The organism is Bradyrhizobium altum, from assembly GCF_020889705.1.
Lineage (GTDB): Bacteria > Pseudomonadota > Alphaproteobacteria > Rhizobiales > Xanthobacteraceae > Bradyrhizobium > Bradyrhizobium altum.
Map to the genome: position 1 here is coordinate 1 of NZ_JACMYP010000174.1, position 19,661 is coordinate 19,661.

Consider the following 19,661-nt stretch of genomic DNA (forward strand, 5'->3'; position numbering starts at 1 on the left):
CGGCGATCGTGGCGTCGATGGCCGGATCCCTGGCGCCCATGTAGTTGCGGGTGCCCGGCACGTCGGCGGCCTGGCTGCCCCAGTAGAACCACTGCTCGTTGCCCGGCGACAGCGACTGGTCCCAGCGGATGGGGATCATGTCGAAGTCATAGGCGACCCGGCGCTGCTCGAACTGCACCGCGTCGACCACCCGGACCGCGGCGTCGATGCCGGCCCGCTTCAGGTCGCGCTGATAGGCGAGGGCGATCCGTTCATGCTCGCGTGTCGTCACCAGGATTTCGATCCGGAGCGCCGTCCCGGTCGAGCGTTGCTTCAGCACCGTGCCGTCGAGCGCGTAACCCGCCTCCGACAGCAGCGCGAGCGCGTTGCGCAGAACGGTGCGGTCGCGGCCTGAGCCGTCGGTGTCGGGGAGGCGATAGCGGCCCTCGAGAATGTCGGGCGCAATATGCGACAGATACGGCTTGAGGAGATCGCGTTCGCGGTCATCGGCCGGGCGGCCATAGGCCGACAAATCCGAGCCGGCGAAATAGCCGCCGGCGCGCGAATAAAGTCCAAAATAGTAGTTGCGGTTGATCCAATCGAAATCGAACAGCATCAGCAACGCCTGGCGCACCCTGACGTCGGCAAACTTCGGCCGCCTCGTGTTGAACACCAGAAATTCGGACGGATCGGGCGTGCCGATCTTGATGGTGTCGCGGATCACTTCGCCGCTTTTCGCGGCGGGGAAGTCGTAGCCGTCATGCCAGCGAAGCGGCTCGGGCTCGGTCCTGAAGTCATAGAGGCCGCGCTTGAACGCCTCGAACTGGCCGTTGGCGTCGCGGTAGTAATCGAGCCTGATCTCGTCGAAATTCCAGAGGCCGCGGTTCACCGGCAGGTCGCGCCCCCAATAATCCGGATTGCGGGTGAAGGTCACGCTGCTGCCGGGCTTGACTGCCGTCACGCGGTACGGGCCGGAGCCGATCGGCGGCGCCAGGGTCGTCTCTTCAAACTTGGAGACGTCGGTGGCATGTCGCGGCAGGATCGGCATCAGGCCGAGGATCAGCGGCAATTCGCGGTCCGCAACGCCACCAAAATCGAACCGCACCGTGAGCGGGTCGAGCACCTCGGCCTTTGCGACTTTCGAATAATACTGGTGATGCAGCGGACGGCCGTGATCGCGCAGCAGTTCGAGCGAGAACACGACGTCGTCGGCCGCGACCTCGTGCCCATCGGAGAAGCGCGCGCGAGGATCGAGGCGGAATGTCACATAGCTTCTGGCATCGTCGGTCTCGACGCTGCGGGCGAGCAGGCCGTACAGCGTGAAGGGCTCGTCATTGTTCCGTACCAACAGGCTTTCGTAGACATAGCCGCGCTCGTAGGCGTAGCCCCGAAGCTGCTGCACGGCGAGACCCCTGACAATCAGGGGGTTGAGGCTATCGAAGGTGCCCTCCCGGGGGCTCAGGACCAGACGGCCGCCCTTGGGGGCGTCAGGATTGGCATAGGGCAGGTGGGTAAAGTCGGCAGGCAGCGCGGGCGCGCCATGCATCGCGATGGCGTGGCTCTCGGTGGCGGCTGCAGGGGCAAGCGCGCTTGTCAGGAATCCCAGGTTGGATGCCAGCACAAGCCAGACGACGGCCAACGCGGCGCGCCAACCGTGCCCGGGAACACGTGCGTGAGGCACCGGATTTGATTCGCGAAACGTCACATCAGGAGGTTTATCACAGGGCGCTGAAACTCGCCGTCACATCGGCGCAAATGCGCTTGTCGGCATTGATCTTTCCGCGCGCCGCTGTATTGAAGGCGTGCAATTGGAGGGCGGGAACGCCTGTCACGTATCCGCCTCAATTGACTAGGAGACAGCCGCCCAAACGGCTATGTGTCGGCGCCTGCAGCGGTTTCGGGCGCTGCCGTTCAGAAAGGGTTTTCCGCAATGAACTTCCGTATCTTGGCCGCCCCGGTCCGGCCGCATGGGCGAATTGTTGCCCTGATGGCGGCGACGGCATTCTCTGCAGCGCTCCTGGTTCCTGCCGCTTGGGCCCAGCAGCCGGCAGCGCCGGCGCCTGCGGCACCGAAGGCAGCGCCCAAGGCGGCACCCAAGGCAGTTCCGAAGGCGCCGGCTCCGGCAGCCCAACCGGCGCCCCAGGCACAGGCCCCGGCCGCAGGTCAGGCGCCCGCTGCCGCCGCCCAGCAGCCGCCCCAGGATCAGCAGATCCAGCTGATCTACGCCCCTTGGACCAAGTTCTGTCTGAAGGGCCAGGAAGCCAACGCCAAGCAGGTTTGCTTCACCGGCAAGGACGGCCGCATCGAGTCGGGCCAGCCGGTGATCGCCGCCGTGATCATCGAGCCGGAAGGCGAGCCGAAGAAGATCCTGCGCGTCACGCTGCCGCTCGGCATGCAGCTCGTTCACGGCACCCGCATCATCGTCGACGGCAACCCGCCGCAGCAGGCGCCCTATGTGATCTGCTTCCAGAACGGCTGCATGTCCGACTATGAAGCAACCCCCGAACTGATCGCCAACATGAAGAAGGGCCAGAACCTCGTGGTCCAGGCGATCAATTCGAACGGCGCGCCGCTGACGCTGCCGCTGCCGCTCAACACCGAATTCGCCAAGGCCTATGACGGCCCGCCGACCGATCCGAAGGTGTTTGAGGAAAACTCGAAGAAGCTGCAGGAAGAGTTGCAGAAGCGCGCCGAAGAGCAGCGCAAGAAGCTGGAAGGCGCGGGCGGTGGCGCTGCGCCGGCTCCGGCCAATCCGGCAGCCAAGTAAAAAACGTCGATCACGCGTTCAAGAAAGCGCAAGATCGTCGCAAGCAAAAGGCGCCCGCAAGGGCGCCTTTTTTTGTCATGCGAAACAGACTGGCTGATGGCAGCCTGCCGCGCTGGTGATCGTGCCCATCGTGTGCGATGGTCGCTCAAGGCAAATCGATCGTGCCAAGCCGCATCGTCGTTGCCTTGTCCGGACAAGTCCGGCGTCGAAGCCCAATCACAAATCCGTCACGGGAGGCCAGACGAAAGCGCGGCACGCGCGCCTTCGATGCGCAAATGCGCGCGTGGTTCTGTGCGAACCCTGGCCGCTGTGCGGAAGCCTGATGGCGCGATGCGGCTGGACTTTGCTCGGGTCGCAAGCCCGTCCGTCGTTCGCAATCATGGAAGTCTCCCAATGTCCCAGCGAGTCAGCACGCAGCGGCGGGAACCGCTCTCCCGGCCTTCGGAGCAGCCGACCGGCCGCGCTTCGGTCGATGCCGGCAGGCGCCTCAACCAGGACAACGCCCCCGGGAGCTTTCATCCGGGCATCGTTCATCTCGCGCTGGCGATGGGCGGGTTCGCGATCGGCATCGCCGAATTCGCGACCATGAGCCTGCTGCCGTTCTTCGCCCACGATCTGCACATCAGTGAGCCCCAGGCGGGTCACGCGATCAGCGCCTACGCGCTCGGCGTCGTGGTGGGCGCGCCTGTGATCGCCGTGCTGTCGGCGCGCATGGCGCGGCGGACGCTGCTGATCGCGCTGATGGGCTTCTTTGCGCTGATGAATGGCCTGTCCGGGCTCGCGCCCGACTACCACACCATGCTGGTGCTGCGCTTCCTCGCCGGGCTGCCGCATGGCGCCTATTTCGGCATCGCCATGCTGGTCGCGGCCTCGCTGGTCCCGACGGACAAGCGCACCGCGGCCGTCGGCCGCGTGCTGCTCGGCCTCACCATCGCGACGACGATCGGCGTCCCGCTCGCAAACGGCGTGGGGCAGGCGATCGGCTGGCGCTGGGCCTTCGCGATCGTTGCCGGCCTCGCGCTCCTGACCGCCATCCTGGTCCTGATCTTCGCCCCGCGTGACGTCGCCGACAGCAACGCGAGCCCGTTGCGCGAGCTCTCGGCGCTCGGGCGCAAGCATGTCTGGCTGACGCTTGGGATCGGCGCCATCGGTTTCGGCGGACTGTTCTCGGTCTACACTTATCTGGCGTCGACCATGCTGGCGGTGACGCACACGTCGCCCGCGCTGGTGCCCGTCACGCTGTGCATCTTCGGCGCCGGCCTCACCGCCGGCAACATCATCGTGCCGCGCTTTGCCGACCGCGCGCTGATGGCGACCGCGGGCGGGCTGCTGCTGTGGTCGGCGGCGACGCTGGCGTTGTATCCGCTGGCGGCGGCGAATTTCTGGACACTGAGCGCCGACGTGTTCCTGATCGGGTTGGGCGGAGCGCTCGCCACCGTGTTGCAGACCCGGCTGATGGATGTCGCGGGCGAAGCCCAGAGCCTCGCCGCTGCGCTCAACCATTCCGCCTTCAACGTCGCCAATGCACTGGGACCGTGGCTCGGCGGAATGGCCGTCGCGGCCGGTTACGGCTGGACGTCAACCGGTCTCGTCGGCGCCGGACTGGCGCTGGCGGGCTTTGCGGTCTGGGCGATCGCGGCGGCGCTGGCCGCGCGTGAGGGGGTATGAGCAGGCTGGAAGCCGCGCCGTCGCGTCCGTCGCCGGACAGGCGCCGCGCGTCAGTTCAGCGACGGGTTGCGCGGACGGTAGCCGCCCGATTTGTCCTTCACGAAGATCTCCGCCACCTGCGAGTGCCGGATCGGCTCGCCGGAATCGTCGGGCAGCAGGTTCTGCTCGGACACATAGGCGACGTACTCGGTCTCCGAGTTTTCCGCGAGCAGGTGATAGAACGGCTGGTCCTTGTGCGGCCGCATCTCCTCGGGGATCGACAGCCACCATTCCTCGGTGTTGTTGAACTCCGGGTCGATATCAAAAATCACGCCCCGGAAGGAGAACACCCGGTGACGGACGATCTGCCCGATCTGAAACTTGGCGGTGCGCGCTTTGATCATGGTTCGTCGATAGACCAACATTGTGGCCGATGCTAGGGGCTAAGCCTCGAATTAACCCCCGGTTTACCGATTCTAGCCGGACCAAAACGACCCGAAATCCGGCCGAGAAACTACTTTCAGAATGATCGATATCCTCAATCTGGCGTTGCCGTATTTCGGCTTGATCTTCATCGGCTACGCGTGCGGAAAAGCCAAGGGTTTGCCCGAGAGCGGGCTCGCCTGGATGAATTTCTTCCTGCTTTACGTTTCGTTGCCGGCGCTGCTGTTCGGGATCATGTCGAAGACACCGTTCGCCGAGCTGAACAACCCACCATTCCTGATCGCCACCACGCTCGGAACCGTGATCGCGTTCTTCCTGGCGATGGTCGCAGGAAAGCTGATCGGCGGGCTGTCGCTGCGCGAGGCGACACTGGCCGGCCTGTCGGGCGCCTACGGCAATATCGGGTACATGGGCCCTGGGCTGGCGCTCGCCGTGCTCGGCACCAAGGCGGCGGCGCCGACCGCGCTGATCTTCTGCTGCGACAGCATCTTCCTGTTCTCGATCGTGCCGCTCCTGATCGAGCTCACCGACCGCGACCATCCCTCGCTGTTGCACGCGTTCGGCGTGGTGCTGCGGCAGATCGTGCAGAACCCGCTGATCATGTCGGCGGTGTTCGGCGCGCTGGTCGCCGCGTTTCACATCCCGATTCCGGTCGCGCTCGACCGCACCATCCAGTTCCTGCAAAACGCCGCCGCGCCGACCGCGCTGTTCGTGCTCGGCATCACCGTGGCGCTGCGGCCGTTCGAGCGGGTGCCGTGGGAGGTGCCGGGTGTGGTCGCGATCAAGCTTCTGATCCATCCGCTGCTGGCCTTCGGACTGATGCTGCTGTTCGGTCCGTTCGCGCAGCCCTGGGCTGCGACCGCGGTGCTGATGGCCTCGCTGCCGCCGGCGCTCAACGTGTTCGTGATTGCACGGCAGAACGACACCTGGATCGAGCCGGCATCGGTCGCGGTGCTGATCGGCACCTTCGCCTCGGTGGTCACGCTGACCAGCGTGATGTGGTTCATCCAGAGCGGACGCTTGGTGTTTCCTTAAGCGGCCCCGAGACTCACCGCCGCCATGACGGCGCGAGACCCTCGCGCATCGCCAGCCGCCGCAGCGGGCCGAATGCGCCGATCAGATGCAAGCCGGCGGCACGCGCCGTCTGTACGCCCAGGAAATCGCTGAGCAGCGACCGGTTGGCGATGTCGATCGCCCAAATCCGGCTGGCAACATCGGGACGCCGCGCCGCCTGGTAGCGCGACAGCACATGTGGCGCGCCGGGATCCTCCCCGCGGCCGATCGCCTGGCCTGTGATCTCGGCGATATCGGCGGCATCGCGCAGCCCCATGTTGAGCCCCTGCGCGCCGATCGGCGGCAGCACATGGGCGGATTCGCCGACCAGCGCGATCCGGTCCTTGGCGAATTGCCGGGGTCGCTCGATGGCGAGCGGAAACACGTGGCGGCCGCCCTGAACCTCGACGCGGCCGAGAATCGAATGCGACTGCCGCTCGGCTGCATCGGATAATTCGCCATCGCCGAGCGCCTTCAGCCGTTCGGCCTCCCTGGGCGCCGAGACCCAGACCACGCTGCTGCGGTTGCCGCTGAGCGGCACGAACACGCAGGGGCCGTGCTCGGTGTGAAACTCGGTCGAGATGTTCCGGTGCGACCGGCTGTGGGTGATGTTGAAGGTGAGGGCGGATTGGCCGAGTTCGCGGCTGACCACCTCGATGCCGGCGGCCTCGCGGGACAGCGAGTTGCGTCCGTCGGCGCCGACCACGAGCCGGGCCGACAACGACTGGCCCTGCCGCGTCACCACGGTGACCGCGGCATCATCCGGTTGCACCGAGGCGGCCTCGTCGTCGAACCGGGTCAGCGCGGCCATCTCGCCGGCACGCTCCTCGAGCGCTGCGACCAGCGCGCGATTGTCGATGTTGAAGCCGAACTGCTCGCGGCCGATCTCCTCGGAGGAGAACCGCACTTCCGGCGCGCGGATCAGGCGGCCGGTGTCGTCGACGAGGCGCATGGTCTTGAGCGCCGCCGCTTGGTCGCTGCAGCGCCGCCAGACGTCGAGCCGCTCCAGGATCTCGGTCGAGGCGCCGAGCAGCGCGGTGGTCCGGTTGTCGGCATAGGGCGTGCGGCGCGCCAACAGCGCGGTACGTGCACCGGCGTCGGCGAGGGCAATCGCAGCCGTCAATCCGGCCGGACCACCGCCTATTACGATAACGTCATAATCCTGGGAGCTGTCGGTCATATCAGGACATTTGACATGCCTGGCCCGATTTTCAAGCCATCGGTAACCACCAAGAGTCTCCAACGATCTGCGCGGCGGAACGCCGCAAGACTGCATATGCAAAGGTGACCGATTCCTGATAGCACTTCGGCCGATGGAGCACTCGAGCCAGCCGGATGCGTTGCCAGAACGGATGCGGACCGCCGCATTCTCCGTTCATATCTTCACGGCGCTCGGCGCCGGGGTCGCGCTGTTGGCGATGCTGGAGGCGGTGCGCGAGCATTGGGCCAACATGTTCGCCTGGCTCGGGGTCGCTCTGATCATCGACGGGATCGACGGCCCGCTGGCGCGCCGGCTCGACGTGGTGCGGCTGCAGCCGAACTGGTCGGGCGAGGTGCTCGACCTGGTGGTTGATTTCGTCACCTATGTGTTCGTGCCGGCCTATGCGATCACCGCGAGCGGGATGCTGCTGCCGCTGGCCGCGCCGGTCCTCGGCATCGGCATCGTGGTCTCCAGCGCGCTGTATTTCGCCGACCGCCGCATGAAGTCCGACGACAACCATTTCCGCGGCTTCCCGGCGCTGTGGAATGCGGCGGCGTTCTATCTGTTCCTGCTGCATTTGCCGCCGGTGCTGTCGACGATCGTGGTCGCGCTCCTGATCGTGCTGACCTTTGCGCCGTTCCATGTGCTGCACCCGTTCCGCGTGGTGCGGCTGCGCTGGCTGACGCTGTGGCTGCTCGGCGCCTGGGCGCTGCTCGGCATGTACACGCTCGCCAACGATTTCGTGGTCGGAGCCCCGATCACATTCGGTCTCTGCGCCATCGCCGTCTACATCGTCGGCAGCGATACCCTGATCCGCCGGATGAAAGCCTTCAGAGCATGATGCAGTTGATCACCAGCCCGGAAGCCTGGGCGGCGCTGCTGACCCTGACTGCGCTCGAGATCGTGCTCGGCATCGACAACGTCATCTTCCTGTCAGTGCTCGTCTCGCGGATTCCGCAACCGCAGGCCAACCGCGCGCGGCAGATCGGCCTGCTGCTGGCGCTGGTGTTCCGCATCATCCTGCTCAGCGTCCTGGTCTGGCTGATCGGGCTGACGCAGCCTGTGATCACCATCGAGAGTGTCGCGCTGTCGTGGCGCGATATCATCTTGATCGGCGGCGGCCTGTTCCTGATTGCGAAAGCGACCCACGAGATCCACGGCGAGGTCGAGGCGCGTGACGCAGAGGAGAATGACAAGCCGACCCCCAACGCGTTCTTCTGGGTGATCGTGCAGATCATCATCATCGACCTGGTGTTCTCGCTGGATTCGATCATCACCGCGATCGGCATGGCGCAGGACATCGAGATCATGATCGCGGCGGTCGTGATCGCCTGCGCGATCATGTACATCTCGTCGGGACCGGTGGCGCGGTTTGTCGCGGAGCATCCGACCACCAAGATGCTGGCGCTGGCGTTCCTGGTGCTGATCGGCGTGGCGCTGGTGGCCGATGGATTCAAATTCCACATTCCGCGCGGCTACATCTATTTCGCCATCGCGTTCTCGGCGGCAGTCGAGATGTTCAACGTGCTGGCCAGGCGCAACCGCAAGAAGCCGGCGCGATAGCCCCGGTTCCGGCCGCTTGGTTGACAAGCCGGCGCCGATGGCATTCGCTCGTTTGACGCTGAGATCTGAGGGAGCGACGACATGACCAAGGCTGTGCGGGTGCACAAGGTGGGGGGCCCTGAGGTCCTGACCTATGAGGATGTCGAGGTGGGGGCGCCGGGGAACGGCGAGGTCCGCATCCGCCAGCATGCGGTCGGGCTGAACTTCATCGACGTCTATTTCCGCACCGGCCTCTACAAGGCGCCCGGCCTGCCGTTCATCGCCGGCAATGAGGCCGCGGGCGAGGTCGTGGCCGTCGGTCCAGGGGTGACCAATTTCCACCCCGGCGATCGCGTCGCCTATTACTACAACCTCGGCGGTTACGCCTCCGAGCGCGTCATCCCGGCCGACAAGCTGGTCAAGTTGCCCGACCACATCACGTATGAGCAGGGCGCCGTGCTGATGCTCAAGGGGCTCACGGTCTGGTACCTCCTGCACAAGACCTTCAAGGTCGAGCCGGGCCATCGGGTGCTGATCCACGCCGCAGCCGGCGGCATCGGGCTGCTGGCCTGCCAGTGGGCCCACGCGCTCGGCGCGCATGTCATCGGCACCGTCGGCTCGAAGTCGAAGGCCGATATCGCGCTCGCCAATGGCTGCGACCACGTCATCCTCTACAACGAGGAAAATTTCGTCGAACGCGTCAAGCAGATCAGCCGCGGCGAGCTCTGCGACGTCGTCTATGACGGCGTCGGCAAGACCACGTTCCCGGGATCGCTGTCGTGCCTGCGGCCACGCGGCCTGTTCGTCTCGTTCGGCAACGCCTCCGGGCCGGTGCCGCCGTTCCCGCTCGCTGAGCTCAACAACCACGGTTCGCTGTTCGCGACGCGGCCGAAGCTCAACGACTATGTCGGCACCCGCAAGGAATTGCTTGAAGGCGCCGACACGTTGTTCGCCGCCGTGATCAACGGCAAGCTGCACGTCCCGATCAACCACGCCTATGCGCTCAAGGACGTCGCCAAGGCGCATATCGATCTCGAGAGCCGGGCGACCACCGGTGCTGCGATCCTGCGGCCGTAAGTCTCGCCGTCATTGCGAGCGAAGCGAAGCAATCCACCTCTCCACCCGGGGACAGGTGGATTGCTTCGTCGCTTCGCTCCTCGCAATGACGGACGTGGGAGCGTTACGCCACCCGTCGCGCTGCACCGACCTTGGTCAGCACGGTATCGAGACAATCAATCATCGCGGAAATCTCCTCCCGCGTCACGTTGAGCGCCGGCATGAAGCGCAGCGTGTCCGGCTGCGGCGAATTGACCAGCACGCCGGCGGCGAACGCCTCGGCGACGACGGCCGCACCGATCGGCATCTTGAGATCGAGCGCGAGCAGCAGGCCGCGGCCTCTGATCTCGCCGAGCCCGTGCCGTGCCGACAGCCGCTGCAATTCGCGCTCGAGCAGCAGCCCGGTGTCGGTGACCGATTTCAGGAAATCGGGCCGGCCGATCTGATCGAGCACGACAAGCCCGGCGGCGCACATCAGGGGATTGCCGTTGAAGGTGCCTCCCTGATCGCCGTGATCGAAGCAGGAGGCATGTTCGGTCGCGAGCAGCGCAGCGAGCGGCACGCCGCCGCCGATACCCTTGCCGAGCGTCATGATGTCGGGCACGATTCCGGCGTGCTCATAGCCGAACAGCTTTCCGGTCCGGCCCATGCCGGTCTGGATCTCGTCGACGATCAAGAGCAGGCCGCGCTGCTGGGTCAGCGCCCGCAGCTCTTGCACGAATGCGTCGGTCGCCGGCCACACGCCGGCTTCACCCTGGATCGGCTCGAGCATGACCGCGACCGTCGACGACGTGATCAGCTGCCGCACCGACTCGATGTCGTTCAGCCGCGCTTTCCGGAATCCCGAGACTTTCGGCTCGAACAGCGGCTCGAACGCCTTCTTGCCCGAAGCCGACATGGTCGCGAGCGTCCGGCCGTGGAAGCCGCCTTCGAAGGTGATGATCTCGTGCGCGCCATTCTTGTACTTGGCGCCAAATTTGCGCGCGAGCTTGATGGCGCCTTCATTGGCCTCCGCGCCGGAATTGGCGAAGAACACCTGATCGAAACAGCTGTTGTCGACCAGCATCTTCGCCAGCTTGAGGCTCTGCTCGTTGTAGAACGCCGGGCTCGGCGTCAAGAGCCGCCTGGCCTGCGCGGCCAGCGCATCGGCAACGATGACCGGCGAGTGGCCGAGCGGATTCACGGCCCAGCCCTGCACGAAATCGAGATAGCGGTTGCGGTTGGAGTCCCACAAATGCGAGCCTGCACCGCGCACGAAGACGACCTCGGGGCGAGCGGTGATGTCCATCAGCGCATCGAACGGATGGGTAGCGTTGGTCATGTCGATCTCCTCTGGGGTCGGTGTGGGAAAGGGCTGGCCGAAAATGCGAGAAGGCCGCGCTTTGCGGGCGCGGCCTTCTCGAAAACCTTGGCTGATTTTAGCTAATCAGCGGTGGCGTCGGACACGGCGCAGCCCAGCATCGTCGCGGGTGCGACGACGGTTGATGGCGCGGCGGTGGGTCCGGTTCAGCTTCATGGCGCAGGGCCATACAGCCGAACGGCCGGTGGTGTCAAGCGGCAGATGACATCGCACGCAAGCGGCGCGCGGAGCGTGATAGAGCGTTTTCGAGCGAAGTGGACACCGGTTCGCGTGAAGAAAACGCGTCAAAACAAGAATCTAGAGCTTCGGTTGGATTCAATCAGAACCGAAAGTGCTCTAGGCTGCGACGAGGCAATCCTGGAGGTGGCGCCGTGATCAAGCTGCTGATCGAACGAGATCTTCCGGCCGGCTTCGATGTGACCGATGACGCCCAGGTGGCGCGTCATGCGCGAATTGCGCTGGACGCCATCATCGCGACGCAGGGCAGGATGCATTGGCTCTGCACCTACGCGACCGATGACCGCAAGCTGTTCGGCCTCGTCGTGGTCGAGAGCGAGGAGGTCATCGATGCCTATGTGCGCAATGCAGGCATCGCCAGCTCGGTCCGCATCCATCGCGTGCTTCGCACGCTGGATCCGGCGCTTGCCGCTCCGCCGGTTGCGAGTTAGGCGCGTTCAGAATCCGGCGACACTGCCGTGCAGGTCGTATTCGTCGGCGCGCTCGATCTTCGCGGTGACGATCTCGCCGACCTTCAGCGGGCGGCGGCTGGTGAGATAGACGGCGCCGTCGATCTCGGGCGCGTCGGCCTTTGACCGGCCCTTGGCCACCGTCGGGCCGACCTCGTCGATGATCACCTGCTGGCGGGTGCCGACCTTGCGCTTCAGGCGCCGGGTCGAAATCTTCTGCTGCCGCGCCATCAGCGCATTCCAGCGCTCCTGCTTGACCTCGTCGGGCACGGCATTGCCGATCGCGTTCGATGCGGCGCCGGCAACCGGCTCGTATTTGAAGCAGCCGAGGCGGTCGATCTCCGCTTCATCCAGCCAGTCGAGAAGGTAGGCGAAATCGGAATCGGTCTCGCCGGGGAAGCCGACGATGAAGGTCGAGCGCAGCGTCAGCTCCGGGCACTGCTCGCGCCACTTCTGGATCCGCGCCAGCGTCTTCTCCTGTGCGGCCGGGCGCTTCATCGCGCGCAGCACGTCGGGGCTCGCATGCTGGAACGGGATGTCGAGATAGGGCAGCACCTTGCCCTCGGTCATCAGGCCGATGACCTCGTCGACATGCGGGTAGGGGTAGACATATTGCAGCCTCACCCAGGCGCCGAGCTCGCCGAGCTCCTTGGCGAGGTCGAAGAATTTTGCGCGCACGCTGCGATCCTGCCAGGGGCTCTCGGCGAATTTCAGGTCGACGCCGTAGGCCGAGGTGTCCTGCGAGATAACAAGCAATTCCTTGACGCCGGCCTTCACCAGCTTCTCGGCTTCGCGCAGCACGTCATTGGCCGGTCGCGACACCAAATCGCCGCGCAGCTTCGGAATGATGCAGAAGCTGCAGCGGTTGTTGCAGCCCTCGGAGATCTTCAAGTAGGCGTAGTGGCGCGGCGTCAGCTTGACGCCCTGCGGCGGCACCAGGTCGACATGCGGATTGTGCGCCGGCGGCAGCGCGCGGTGCACGGCGTCCAGCACGCTCTCATATTGCTGCGGTCCGGTGATCGACAGCACGCCGGGATAGGCGCTCTCGATCTGCTCCGGCTCGGCGCCCATGCAGCCGGTGACGATGACCTTGCCGTTCTCGGCCATGGCCTCGCCGATCGCGGCGAGCGATTCCTGCTTGGCGCTGTCGAGGAAGCCGCAGGTGTTGACGATGACGATGTCCGCGCCATCATGCTTCCGCGCCAGCTCATAGCCTTCCGCGCGCAGCCGGGTGATGATGCGCTCGGAATCGACCAGCGCCTTGGGGCACCCTAAGGACACAAAGCTCACTTTCGGCGTAGCGGCCTCTTGCATATCTCTGAATCTGCCTGATTGATGGGCAGGAGCTAGTCCCAATTGCCGAGAATTACAACCCTTTCCGGGCGCTTCTGGCGTGATATGGATGGTTCTTGCCGGGCTTTGAGAGTGGTCGATGAGCGCTGAATCGTCTCCCAAGATCGTCATAGTCGACGAGAGCCCGATCCGTGCGGCCATCCTGGAGGAGGGACTGCGGGAGGCCGGCTATACGGACGTGGTCCACATCAGCGAGATGCAGAGCCTGCTCTCGCGGATCTATGCGCTCGATCCCGAGATCATCGTCATCGACCTCGAGAACCCCAGCCGCGACGTGCTGGAACAAATGTTCCAGGTCAGCCGCGCCGTCCGCCGCCCGATAGCGATGTTCGTCGACCAGAGCGACGCCGCCTCGATCCAGGCCTCCGTCGAGGCAGGTGTCTCTGCCTACATCGTCGACGGCCTCAAGAAAGAGCGGATGAAGCCGATCCTCGATCTCTGCGTCTCCCGCTTTAACGCCTTCTCCAAATTGCAGGACGAGCTCGACCGCACCAAGCATGCGCTGGAGGAGCGCAAGGTGATCGACCGCGCCAAGGGCATCCTGATGAAGGTGAAGGGGCTGACCGAGGAGGAGGCCTATGTGCTGATGCGCTCGACCGCGATGCGCGAGAAAAAGAAGATCGGGGAGATCGCGCAATCGATCCTGACGGCGTCGGAGCTCTTGAAATGACCACACCCCTGCACATCGGATTCATTCCGCTGGTTGACGCTGCCGCCCTGATCGTCGCGACCGACAAGGGATTTGCCGCAGCCGAAGGCCTCGACGTCATGTTGGTGCGCGAAGTGTCGTGGTCGAACGTCCGCGACAAGCTCAATATCGGCCTGTTCGATGCCGCCCATCTGCTGGCGCCGGTGGCAATCGCCTCGAGCCTCGGGCTCGGCCACGTCAAGGTGCCGATCGCAGCACCCTTCAATTTGGGGCTCAACGGCAACGCCATCACGGTATCGCCGGCGCTGCACGCCGCGCTGATGGAAGAGATCGACGGCGACCGCTTCGATCCGATGGCGACCTCGCGCGCGCTTGCCCGCGTCGTTGCCAAGCGGCGCAAGAGCGGGGCCGAGCCGTTGACCTTCGGCATGACCTTCCCGTTCTCGACCCACAATTATCAGTTGCGGTTCTGGATGGCCGCCGGCGGCGTCGATCCCGACGAGGACGTCCAGCTCGTGGTGCTGCCGCCGCCCTACATGGTCGACAGTCTCGCCAACGGGCATGTTGATGCGTTCTGTGTCGGCGCACCCTGGAATTCGATCGCGGTCGATCTTGGTGTCGGCCACATCCTGCACTTCGTCTCGGACATCCTGCTCAGCGCAGTGGAGAAAGTGCTGGCGGTGCGCCAGAGCTGGTCGGAGAAGCACGCCGCCGTCGTGGCCGCGCTGGTGCGCGCGCATCTGCGCGCCGCGGAGTTCATCGAGCAGCCGGAAAACCGGCCCGAAGTCGCGCGTATCCTGGCGCAGCCCGAGCGGCTCGGCGTCGAGGCCAGCGTCATCCAGCGCACGCTCGACGGCCGGCTGAAGATTTCGCCCGACGGCACCATGCGCGAAAGCGGTCGCTATTTGTTGGTCGGGCGCGAGGCGGCGGCGCGGCCGGACCCGGGGCAGGCGGCCTGGCTCTACGCGCAGATGGTTCGCTGGGGCCAGACACCGTACCGGCCGGAGGCGCTGAAGGCGGCCATGGCGGTGTTCAGGCCGGACCTCTATGACGCTGCGGCCGGGCGCCCGACTGACACCTCCAACGCCATCGGTGCGTTCGCCGGTCCGCCGTTCGATCCGAACGACGTTCCCGGCCATCTGGCGGCCTTCAAGATCGGGCGCTGGAAGCCCTGAGCGGGGTGCAGCGGCCGCGCCTCAGCTATCCACCTCCGGCTACTTTGCATGGGGTTGTTTTCGAGATTTTCGGTTATTGCGGGACTGGCGCGGGTTCCCGACGCCTCGAATTGCAACGAATAAGATTCTCGGCTGACCGCACGGGAAAGAATATTCCTCTCGGAACCGTGTTCCCGAAGGGAGCGGCGTCGCTATTTTTTCCGCCCGCTTGAATCCGGGCGCGAACGCTATTCCATATGGCCGAGAATGGGGCGTTGGAGATCGACCATGCGCGAGCTATCGGCGGAAGCCCGCCTGCACTTTTACGCGCGACACATTTCAAGGAAGTCCGGGACCGGAATTCACACTGCGGCGCTGTACAGCGCGTTCGCGGTGATCGCGGCGATCGTGTTCGGCACGCTGTCCGTCCACCCGTTCTGAGCAAATCAGAGAATTGAAAAGCCGCCGTCTGATGACCTCAGGCGGCGGCTTTTGTTTGCGAACTTGTAGGGCGGGTTGGCCGAGGGCGTAACCCGCCACCTTCGTCCCGCGACAAGGTGGGTTACGCTGCGCTAAGCTAACCCACCCTACGCAACGTCATCAGTAGCCGTAACCGTATCCGTATCCACCGCCGCCGCAGGTGTTGCAGGTCGGCTGGACCGGCGCGTAGTAGGAGTAGCCCGGCGAGACCATCTGCGTGCGTTCCTGGGTGGCGTATTGCGGCGCGATGCGATCATAGGCGACGCCTTCGGGCGCGACCATCACGGTCTTCGGCACCATCATGGTACGATACTGCGCCGGCGTGCGATGCGCGATGACGCGGCCCGGCGACACCATCACGGTCTCCTGCACGGTGCGATACTGCGGCGGCACGGTCTGCACCTGATAGCAGGTCGTGCAGGGCTGGGGCGGCGGCATATAGCAGCTGTAGCAGCCGGCGGAAGCTGCGCTGGTGAAGGCGGCCGTGGCAACCGCCGCAATTGCAAGAGAGAGGCTGGTGCGGAACATGCTTTGTACCCAATTTCCTGAGAGGACAATCAAAGGCTCGGAAGCTGCACCTAGCAATCAAACGGCAAGTTTGGGTTTAAGAAGACTCTTAACGGAATCTAAAAGGGTCGGCGTGACGGCCGGCCCCTTGCTGCCCCGTGTGTTCGCGGCTCAGTGCGCGGTCTTGAACGGCGCGACCGTGATGCCGGCCTTGCTCAGCGCCTCGCGCAGGCCGCGCGCAATCTCGACGGCGCCATGCGTGTCGCCATGGATGCAGACGGTATCGGTCTGCATCTTGATCACCTTGCCGGTGACAGACACCACCGCGCCATCCTGCACCATCCGCACCACACGCTCGGCGATCGCCTTGGGATCGTGCAGCACCGCACCGGGCTTCTTGCGCGACACCAGATTGCCGTCGTCCTCGTAGGCGCGGTCGGCAAACACTTCATGCGCCATCCGCAGATTGGCGGCTTCACCGGCGCGCACCAGCTTCGAGTTGGCGAGCACCACGAAGATGAGATTGCGGTCGACCGCCTTGATCGCATTGGCGATCGCGCGTGCGGTCATGTCGTCCTCACAGGCGACGTTGGAAATCGCGCCATGTGCCTTCACATGCGTGACCTTGTGACCGGCCGCGGTTGCGATCGCCTGCAGGGCGCCGATCTGATAGGCGATCAGGTTCTCGATCTCGGAGGATGTCAGCCCCGGCATCGGGCGGCGGCCAAAGCCATGCAGGTCGCGATAGCCGGGATGGGCGCCGACGCTGACACCGCGCGCCTTCGCGAGCTCGACGGTCTTGCGCATGATGTCGGCATCGCCGGCATGGAAGCCGCAGGCGACGTTGACCGAGGTTGCAAGCTCGATCATCGCGGCGTCATTGCCCATTTCCCAGGGGCCAAAACTTTCGCCGAGATCGCAATTGAGGTCGATGGTTGCAGTCATGACGATCGATCCGTTGGTTGTTCGTATTTGATTCAGGGTAGCGCAACTTGCCAGGTCGACACATCGACGGCGCTGACGGCCTGACCCGCGACATTCGCATCCCGCAGCGCCTCGATGTTGAGGCCAAAATCGTCGATGCCGCGGAGGCGGTCGGACAGGGAATGCAGCAGCGCGTGGAACTTGATCGCCTCGGTCTGCGCTTCCGCCATGGTCACGGCCTTGAAGCGGAACGGCCGGCCGGCGGAGGTCTGCGCGAAGCGGCCAAGATCGGCCGTGATCACGGTCGCGATCTTCGGATAACCGCCGCTGGTGCCGCGGTCCGGCATCAGCACGATCGGCTGGCCGTTGCCCGGCACCTGGATGCTGCCGTTGACGGTGCCGTCGGAGACGATGTTGTGGCCGTCGCGGTGCTTGATGACGGCCCCTTCGAGCCGGTAGCCCATGCGGTCGCTGGTGGCCGAGATCTTCCACTCGCTGTCGAGGAACAGCTTCTTGTTTTCCTCGGCGAACTCGTCGTCCTGCGGGCCGAACACGATGCGGATCGGCGCATCGGTGGCGGCCGGCAATTCGATGCGGCGCTCGGCGGCGCCGCTCGCAGCTTTCGTCTTCAACTCGTCGCCGCTTTGCAGCGGCCGCGGGTAGGGGCTGCCGAGCCCGGCCCGGGCGTTGACGGCGAGGCTGCCGAACATCGGCTCGCCCTCGATGCCGTGCTCGATCGCGAGATAGCTGAACGAGCCGCCGCGCGCAAAACCGAGATTGAGCGTCTCACCGTCGGCGAGCGTTGCCGAACTGTCGAAGGCGACCGGCCGGCCACCGATGTCCGCATTGCGCGATGCGCCGGCGAGCCCGACACGGACGGCGCCGCCGCGCGCGGTGAAGGTGGCGCCGAATGGACCGATCTCGACCGCGGCGGCGAACGGCTCATTTCCGACCAGCGTATTGGCGGCCGCCAGCGAAAGCCGGTCCATCGCACCGCTCGGCGTCAGGCCGTAGCGCTGCGAGCCCGGACGTCCGCCGTCCTGCACCGAGCTGGCCGGGCCGATCGAGGTGACGACGAGCTTGCTCATGGCGTCACCAGTTCTGCGACGAACGCGCCGGCCTCGGCGGCGCGGTCCTGTTCGGCAAAGGTCTTGGTATCCACTGCCGTGAAGCTGACGGCATCGCCCGGCTCCAGCAGGAAGGTCGGATCGCGATGCAATTGGTAGGTTCGCACCGGGGTGCGGCCGAGCAGGTGCCAGCCGCTCGGGCCGGCCAGGCACTGCACGCCGGTCTGGATGCCGCCGATCGAGATGGTGCCGGCCGGGGTCACGAGCCGCGGCTCCTTGCGCCTCGGGATATGCAGGAACTTGTCCAGCCCGCTCAGATAGGACCAGCCGGGCGTGAAGCCGATCATGGCGACGCGATAGTCGCCGGCGGCGTGGCGCGCGACGATGTCATCGGGGGTGGTCTGGAGTGCCTTCGCCACATCCTCGAGATCGATGCCGTGCTCGCCGCCATAAGTGATGGGGATCCGCCAGCGCCGGGTTCCGCTTTCGGTCGGCGGTGCCTTGGCGGCGCGCGCGAGCAGCTGCTCGCCGAGCGCATCGAAAGTGATCTGCACGGGATCGTAATGCACCAGAAGCGACCGGTAGGTCGGCACGGTCTCGGTGATACCGGCGATCGGCTCGGCCGCTATCACGCGGTCGAGCGCGAGCACCCGCCGGTTGGCGGCGTCATCGATGGTGCGGCTGAATTCCACCGTGATGGCGCTGTCGCCACTCGGCAAAAGGCGGGGAGGACTTAAGGGTTCGGCCATCGGCTCAAGCAGATTGGTTCGGCCATCAAGCTAGCGTGTTTCGATTCAAAACGGAATTCGCTTCGTGCAAAATGATGCAGCAACTTCAATAAATTAATCGGCATGCCGACGATAAATTTAGGTGATCGCAGCTTTTTCGCGCAGCCCTTGACGCAGGGCCTTCGCCCGGCAACATGCGCCGGTCTTTTCCTCCCATCGGAGCAAGCTTTCCAGATGTCACTGTCCGCCGAAGCGATCGCGACGCTGTCGCACGTGTCCACCGCCACCATCACCACGGTCCTGCTCAAGAAGGGCCTGCGCAACATCTGGATGCGCGGCACCAAGCCCTTGAAGCCCGGGCAGAAGCGGTTGGTCGGACCGGCCTTCACGCTGCGCTTCGTGCCGGCCCGCGAGGATCTGGCGACGCCGGAATCCTGGTCGTCGCCGATCTCGACCCGTACCGCGATCGAGGCGATGCCGGCGGACTGCATTGCCGTGGTCGATGCCATGGGCATCACCGATGCCGGCATTTTCGGCGATATCCTCTGCGCGCGCATGGTCAAGCGCGGGGTGACGGCGTTGATCACCGATGGCGCGGTGCGTGACGTCGAGGGCGTGCTCGGCACCGGCCTGCCGGTGTGGTGCGACGGCTACGCCGCGCCGCCGTCGGTTGCAGGTCTGACCTTCGTCGGCTGGGGCGAACCGATCGGCTGCGGCGGCGTTGCCGTGTTTCCGAACGACGTGGTGGTGGCCGACCAGGACGGCGCGGTGCTGATCCCGCAGGCCTTCCTTGACCAGGTGCTGGCCGAGGGGCCCGAGCAGGAGCGGATGGAAGCCTGGATCGTCAACGAGGTGAACAATGGCGCCCAGCTGCCCGGCCTGTATCCGATGAACGCCGAGACTAAGGCGCGCTACGCCGCATCCAAGAAATAACGTCAAGAAAGGGAGGTAACCCCATGGATATCCACGTTTCCGGCTCGCGGCCGACCCGCCGCGCGCCGAAGGAGAACTTCACCGGCAGCGTGCTGCAGGACCCGATCAACATGGCGCCGGCGCGGCCCGGC

Annotated in this window: 20 protein-coding genes; 11 read left to right on the plus strand and 9 right to left on the minus strand. The window is 65.3% G+C overall.

Features of this window, described 5'->3' with window-relative positions; translation table 11 throughout:
- Nucleotides 1–1,525, minus strand: a 1,525-nt coding sequence (locus H8B02_RS32205) for an extracellular solute-binding protein (protein WP_229169929.1), incomplete at its 3' end; no start/stop codon positions are given.
- A 384-nt stretch (nucleotides 1,526–1,909) separates the two neighbouring features.
- On the opposite strand from H8B02_RS32205, the gene H8B02_RS32210 reads away from it, so the two are divergent.
- Both H8B02_RS32210 and H8B02_RS32215 read left to right on the plus strand, forming a co-directional pair.
- The gene (locus H8B02_RS32210; RefSeq protein WP_229169913.1) at nucleotides 1,910–2,746 is read left to right on the plus strand and encodes an invasion associated locus B family protein; all 837 of its coding nucleotides are present in this window, start codon (nucleotides 1,910–1,912) and stop codon (nucleotides 2,744–2,746) included.
- A 393-nt stretch (nucleotides 2,747–3,139) separates the two neighbouring features.
- On the plus strand, nucleotides 3,140–4,414 hold the full coding sequence (locus tag H8B02_RS32215) for an MFS transporter (protein ID WP_229169914.1): 1,275 nt from the start codon (nucleotides 3,140–3,142) through the stop codon (nucleotides 4,412–4,414).
- Between the two features lie 50 nt (nucleotides 4,415–4,464).
- On the opposite strand, the gene hspQ is transcribed toward H8B02_RS32215, so the two are convergent.
- Nucleotides 4,465–4,797 carry a heat shock protein HspQ gene (gene hspQ / locus H8B02_RS32220; protein WP_229169915.1) on the minus strand — a complete coding sequence of 111 codons (333 nt, stop codon included), beginning with the start codon at nucleotides 4,795–4,797 and terminating at the stop codon, nucleotides 4,465–4,467.
- Between the two features lie 121 nt (nucleotides 4,798–4,918).
- Between hspQ and H8B02_RS32225 the strand changes: the two genes are divergently transcribed.
- Nucleotides 4,919–5,872, plus strand: a complete 954-nt coding sequence (locus H8B02_RS32225; RefSeq protein ID WP_229169916.1) for an AEC family transporter — start codon at nucleotides 4,919–4,921, stop codon at nucleotides 5,870–5,872.
- Nucleotides 5,873–5,885: 13 nt separating this feature from the next.
- On the opposite strand, the gene H8B02_RS32230 is transcribed toward H8B02_RS32225, so the two are convergent.
- The gene (locus H8B02_RS32230; protein WP_229169917.1) at nucleotides 5,886–7,070 is read right to left on the minus strand and encodes a UbiH/UbiF family hydroxylase; all 1,185 of its coding nucleotides are present in this window, start codon (nucleotides 7,068–7,070) and stop codon (nucleotides 5,886–5,888) included.
- Nucleotides 7,071–7,203: 133 nt separating this feature from the next.
- On the opposite strand from H8B02_RS32230, the gene pcsA reads away from it, so the two are divergent.
- The 3 genes from pcsA to H8B02_RS32245 all read left to right on the plus strand — a co-directional run bounded on the left by pcsA (nucleotide 7,204) and on the right by H8B02_RS32245 (nucleotide 9,710).
- On the plus strand, nucleotides 7,204–7,932 hold the full coding sequence (gene pcsA / locus H8B02_RS32235; RefSeq protein WP_229169918.1) for a phosphatidylcholine synthase: 729 nt from the start codon (nucleotides 7,204–7,206) through the stop codon (nucleotides 7,930–7,932).
- Nucleotides 7,929–8,654, plus strand: a complete 726-nt coding sequence (locus H8B02_RS32240) for a TerC family protein (RefSeq protein WP_229169919.1) — start codon at nucleotides 7,929–7,931, stop codon at nucleotides 8,652–8,654. Before pcsA ends, H8B02_RS32240 begins: the two co-directional genes overlap by 4 nt.
- Nucleotides 8,655–8,735: 81 nt before the next feature.
- Nucleotides 8,736–9,710 carry a quinone oxidoreductase family protein gene (locus H8B02_RS32245; RefSeq protein ID WP_229169920.1) on the plus strand — a complete coding sequence of 325 codons (975 nt, stop codon included), beginning with the start codon at nucleotides 8,736–8,738 and terminating at the stop codon, nucleotides 9,708–9,710.
- A 103-nt stretch (nucleotides 9,711–9,813) separates the two neighbouring features.
- On the opposite strand, the gene H8B02_RS32250 is transcribed toward H8B02_RS32245, so the two are convergent.
- A complete protein-coding gene (locus H8B02_RS32250; protein WP_229169921.1) occupies nucleotides 9,814–11,010 on the minus strand; it encodes an acetylornithine transaminase in 1,197 nt (398 codons plus the stop codon).
- Nucleotides 11,011–11,420: 410 nt separating this feature from the next.
- Here H8B02_RS32250 and H8B02_RS32255 point away from each other — a divergent pair, with 410 nt between their 5' ends.
- Nucleotides 11,421–11,717 carry a hypothetical protein gene (locus tag H8B02_RS32255; protein ID WP_229169922.1) on the plus strand — a complete coding sequence of 99 codons (297 nt, stop codon included), beginning with the start codon at nucleotides 11,421–11,423 and terminating at the stop codon, nucleotides 11,715–11,717.
- A gap of 6 nt (nucleotides 11,718–11,723) precedes the next feature.
- Here the strand turns inward: H8B02_RS32255 and rimO are convergent, their stop codons facing one another.
- Entirely contained in the window at nucleotides 11,724–13,049 is a 1,326-nt protein-coding gene (gene rimO, locus H8B02_RS32260; protein ID WP_229169923.1) for a 30S ribosomal protein S12 methylthiotransferase RimO, read from the minus strand.
- A gap of 118 nt (nucleotides 13,050–13,167) precedes the next feature.
- Here rimO and H8B02_RS32265 point away from each other — a divergent pair, with 118 nt between their 5' ends.
- From H8B02_RS32265 to H8B02_RS32275, 3 genes are all read left to right on the plus strand, one after another.
- Nucleotides 13,168–13,758 (plus strand): ANTAR domain-containing response regulator, encoded by a 591-nt coding sequence (locus H8B02_RS32265; protein WP_018271619.1) that lies wholly within the window; start codon nucleotides 13,168–13,170, stop codon nucleotides 13,756–13,758.
- Nucleotides 13,755–14,912, plus strand: a complete 1,158-nt coding sequence (locus H8B02_RS32270) for a CmpA/NrtA family ABC transporter substrate-binding protein (RefSeq protein WP_229169924.1) — start codon at nucleotides 13,755–13,757, stop codon at nucleotides 14,910–14,912. The genes H8B02_RS32265 and H8B02_RS32270 overlap by 4 nt, the downstream gene beginning before the upstream one ends.
- A 267-nt stretch (nucleotides 14,913–15,179) precedes the next feature.
- On the plus strand, nucleotides 15,180–15,332 hold the full coding sequence (locus H8B02_RS32275) for a hypothetical protein (protein ID WP_171947587.1): 153 nt from the start codon (nucleotides 15,180–15,182) through the stop codon (nucleotides 15,330–15,332).
- Between the two features lie 159 nt (nucleotides 15,333–15,491).
- On the opposite strand, the gene H8B02_RS32280 is transcribed toward H8B02_RS32275, so the two are convergent.
- The 4 genes from H8B02_RS32280 to pxpB all read right to left on the minus strand — a co-directional run bounded on the left by H8B02_RS32280 (nucleotide 15,492) and on the right by pxpB (nucleotide 18,618).
- On the minus strand, nucleotides 15,492–15,899 hold the full coding sequence (locus H8B02_RS32280) for a hypothetical protein (RefSeq protein ID WP_229169925.1): 408 nt from the start codon (nucleotides 15,897–15,899) through the stop codon (nucleotides 15,492–15,494).
- Between the two features lie 150 nt (nucleotides 15,900–16,049).
- Nucleotides 16,050–16,823, minus strand: coding sequence for a LamB/YcsF family protein (locus H8B02_RS32285; protein WP_092114433.1), 774 nt, complete (start codon nucleotides 16,821–16,823; stop codon nucleotides 16,050–16,052).
- A gap of 32 nt (nucleotides 16,824–16,855) precedes the next feature.
- The gene (locus H8B02_RS32290) at nucleotides 16,856–17,890 is read right to left on the minus strand and encodes a 5-oxoprolinase subunit C family protein (RefSeq protein ID WP_229169926.1); all 1,035 of its coding nucleotides are present in this window, start codon (nucleotides 17,888–17,890) and stop codon (nucleotides 16,856–16,858) included.
- Nucleotides 17,887–18,618 carry a 5-oxoprolinase subunit PxpB gene (gene pxpB, locus H8B02_RS32295; protein ID WP_229169927.1) on the minus strand — a complete coding sequence of 244 codons (732 nt, stop codon included), beginning with the start codon at nucleotides 18,616–18,618 and terminating at the stop codon, nucleotides 17,887–17,889. The genes H8B02_RS32290 and pxpB overlap by 4 nt, the downstream gene beginning before the upstream one ends.
- A 213-nt stretch (nucleotides 18,619–18,831) precedes the next feature.
- Between pxpB and H8B02_RS32300 the strand changes: the two genes are divergently transcribed.
- Nucleotides 18,832–19,530 (plus strand): ribonuclease activity regulator RraA, encoded by a 699-nt coding sequence (locus H8B02_RS32300; protein WP_229169928.1) that lies wholly within the window; start codon nucleotides 18,832–18,834, stop codon nucleotides 19,528–19,530.
- The last annotated feature ends 131 nt before the right edge of the window (nucleotides 19,531–19,661 follow it).

Excerpts from the sequence above, each read along its gene's own strand:
- H8B02_RS32280 (WP_229169925.1), bottom strand. The coding sequence starts at position 15,899 with ATGTTCCGCACCAGCCTCTCTCTTGCAATTGCGGCGGTTGCCACGGCC.
- rimO (WP_229169923.1), bottom strand. The coding sequence starts at position 13,049 with ATGCAAGAGGCCGCTACGCCGAAAGTGAGCTTTGTGTCCTTAGGGTGC.
- H8B02_RS32275 (WP_171947587.1), top strand. The coding sequence starts at position 15,180 with ATGCGCGAGCTATCGGCGGAAGCCCGCCTGCACTTTTACGCGCGACAC.
- H8B02_RS32285 (WP_092114433.1), bottom strand. The coding sequence starts at position 16,823 with ATGACTGCAACCATCGACCTCAATTGCGATCTCGGCGAAAGTTTTGGC.
- H8B02_RS32240 (WP_229169919.1), top strand. The coding sequence starts at position 7,929 with ATGATGCAGTTGATCACCAGCCCGGAAGCCTGGGCGGCGCTGCTGACC.
- H8B02_RS32215 (WP_229169914.1), top strand. The coding sequence starts at position 3,140 with ATGTCCCAGCGAGTCAGCACGCAGCGGCGGGAACCGCTCTCCCGGCCT.
- H8B02_RS32210 (WP_229169913.1), top strand. The coding sequence starts at position 1,910 with ATGAACTTCCGTATCTTGGCCGCCCCGGTCCGGCCGCATGGGCGAATT.
- H8B02_RS32230 (WP_229169917.1), bottom strand. The coding sequence starts at position 7,070 with ATGACCGACAGCTCCCAGGATTATGACGTTATCGTAATAGGCGGTGGT.
- H8B02_RS32250 (WP_229169921.1), bottom strand. The coding sequence starts at position 11,010 with ATGACCAACGCTACCCATCCGTTCGATGCGCTGATGGACATCACCGCT.
- H8B02_RS32300 (WP_229169928.1), top strand. The coding sequence starts at position 18,832 with ATGTCACTGTCCGCCGAAGCGATCGCGACGCTGTCGCACGTGTCCACC.
- H8B02_RS32290 (WP_229169926.1), bottom strand. The coding sequence starts at position 17,890 with ATGAGCAAGCTCGTCGTCACCTCGATCGGCCCGGCCAGCTCGGTGCAG.
- H8B02_RS32265 (WP_018271619.1), top strand. The coding sequence starts at position 13,168 with ATGAGCGCTGAATCGTCTCCCAAGATCGTCATAGTCGACGAGAGCCCG.
- pxpB (WP_229169927.1), bottom strand. The coding sequence starts at position 18,618 with ATGGCCGAACCCTTAAGTCCTCCCCGCCTTTTGCCGAGTGGCGACAGC.
- H8B02_RS32225 (WP_229169916.1), top strand. The coding sequence starts at position 4,919 with ATGATCGATATCCTCAATCTGGCGTTGCCGTATTTCGGCTTGATCTTC.
- pcsA (WP_229169918.1), top strand. The coding sequence starts at position 7,204 with ATGGAGCACTCGAGCCAGCCGGATGCGTTGCCAGAACGGATGCGGACC.
- hspQ (WP_229169915.1), bottom strand. The coding sequence starts at position 4,797 with ATGATCAAAGCGCGCACCGCCAAGTTTCAGATCGGGCAGATCGTCCGT.
- H8B02_RS32245 (WP_229169920.1), top strand. The coding sequence starts at position 8,736 with ATGACCAAGGCTGTGCGGGTGCACAAGGTGGGGGGCCCTGAGGTCCTG.
- H8B02_RS32270 (WP_229169924.1), top strand. The coding sequence starts at position 13,755 with ATGACCACACCCCTGCACATCGGATTCATTCCGCTGGTTGACGCTGCC.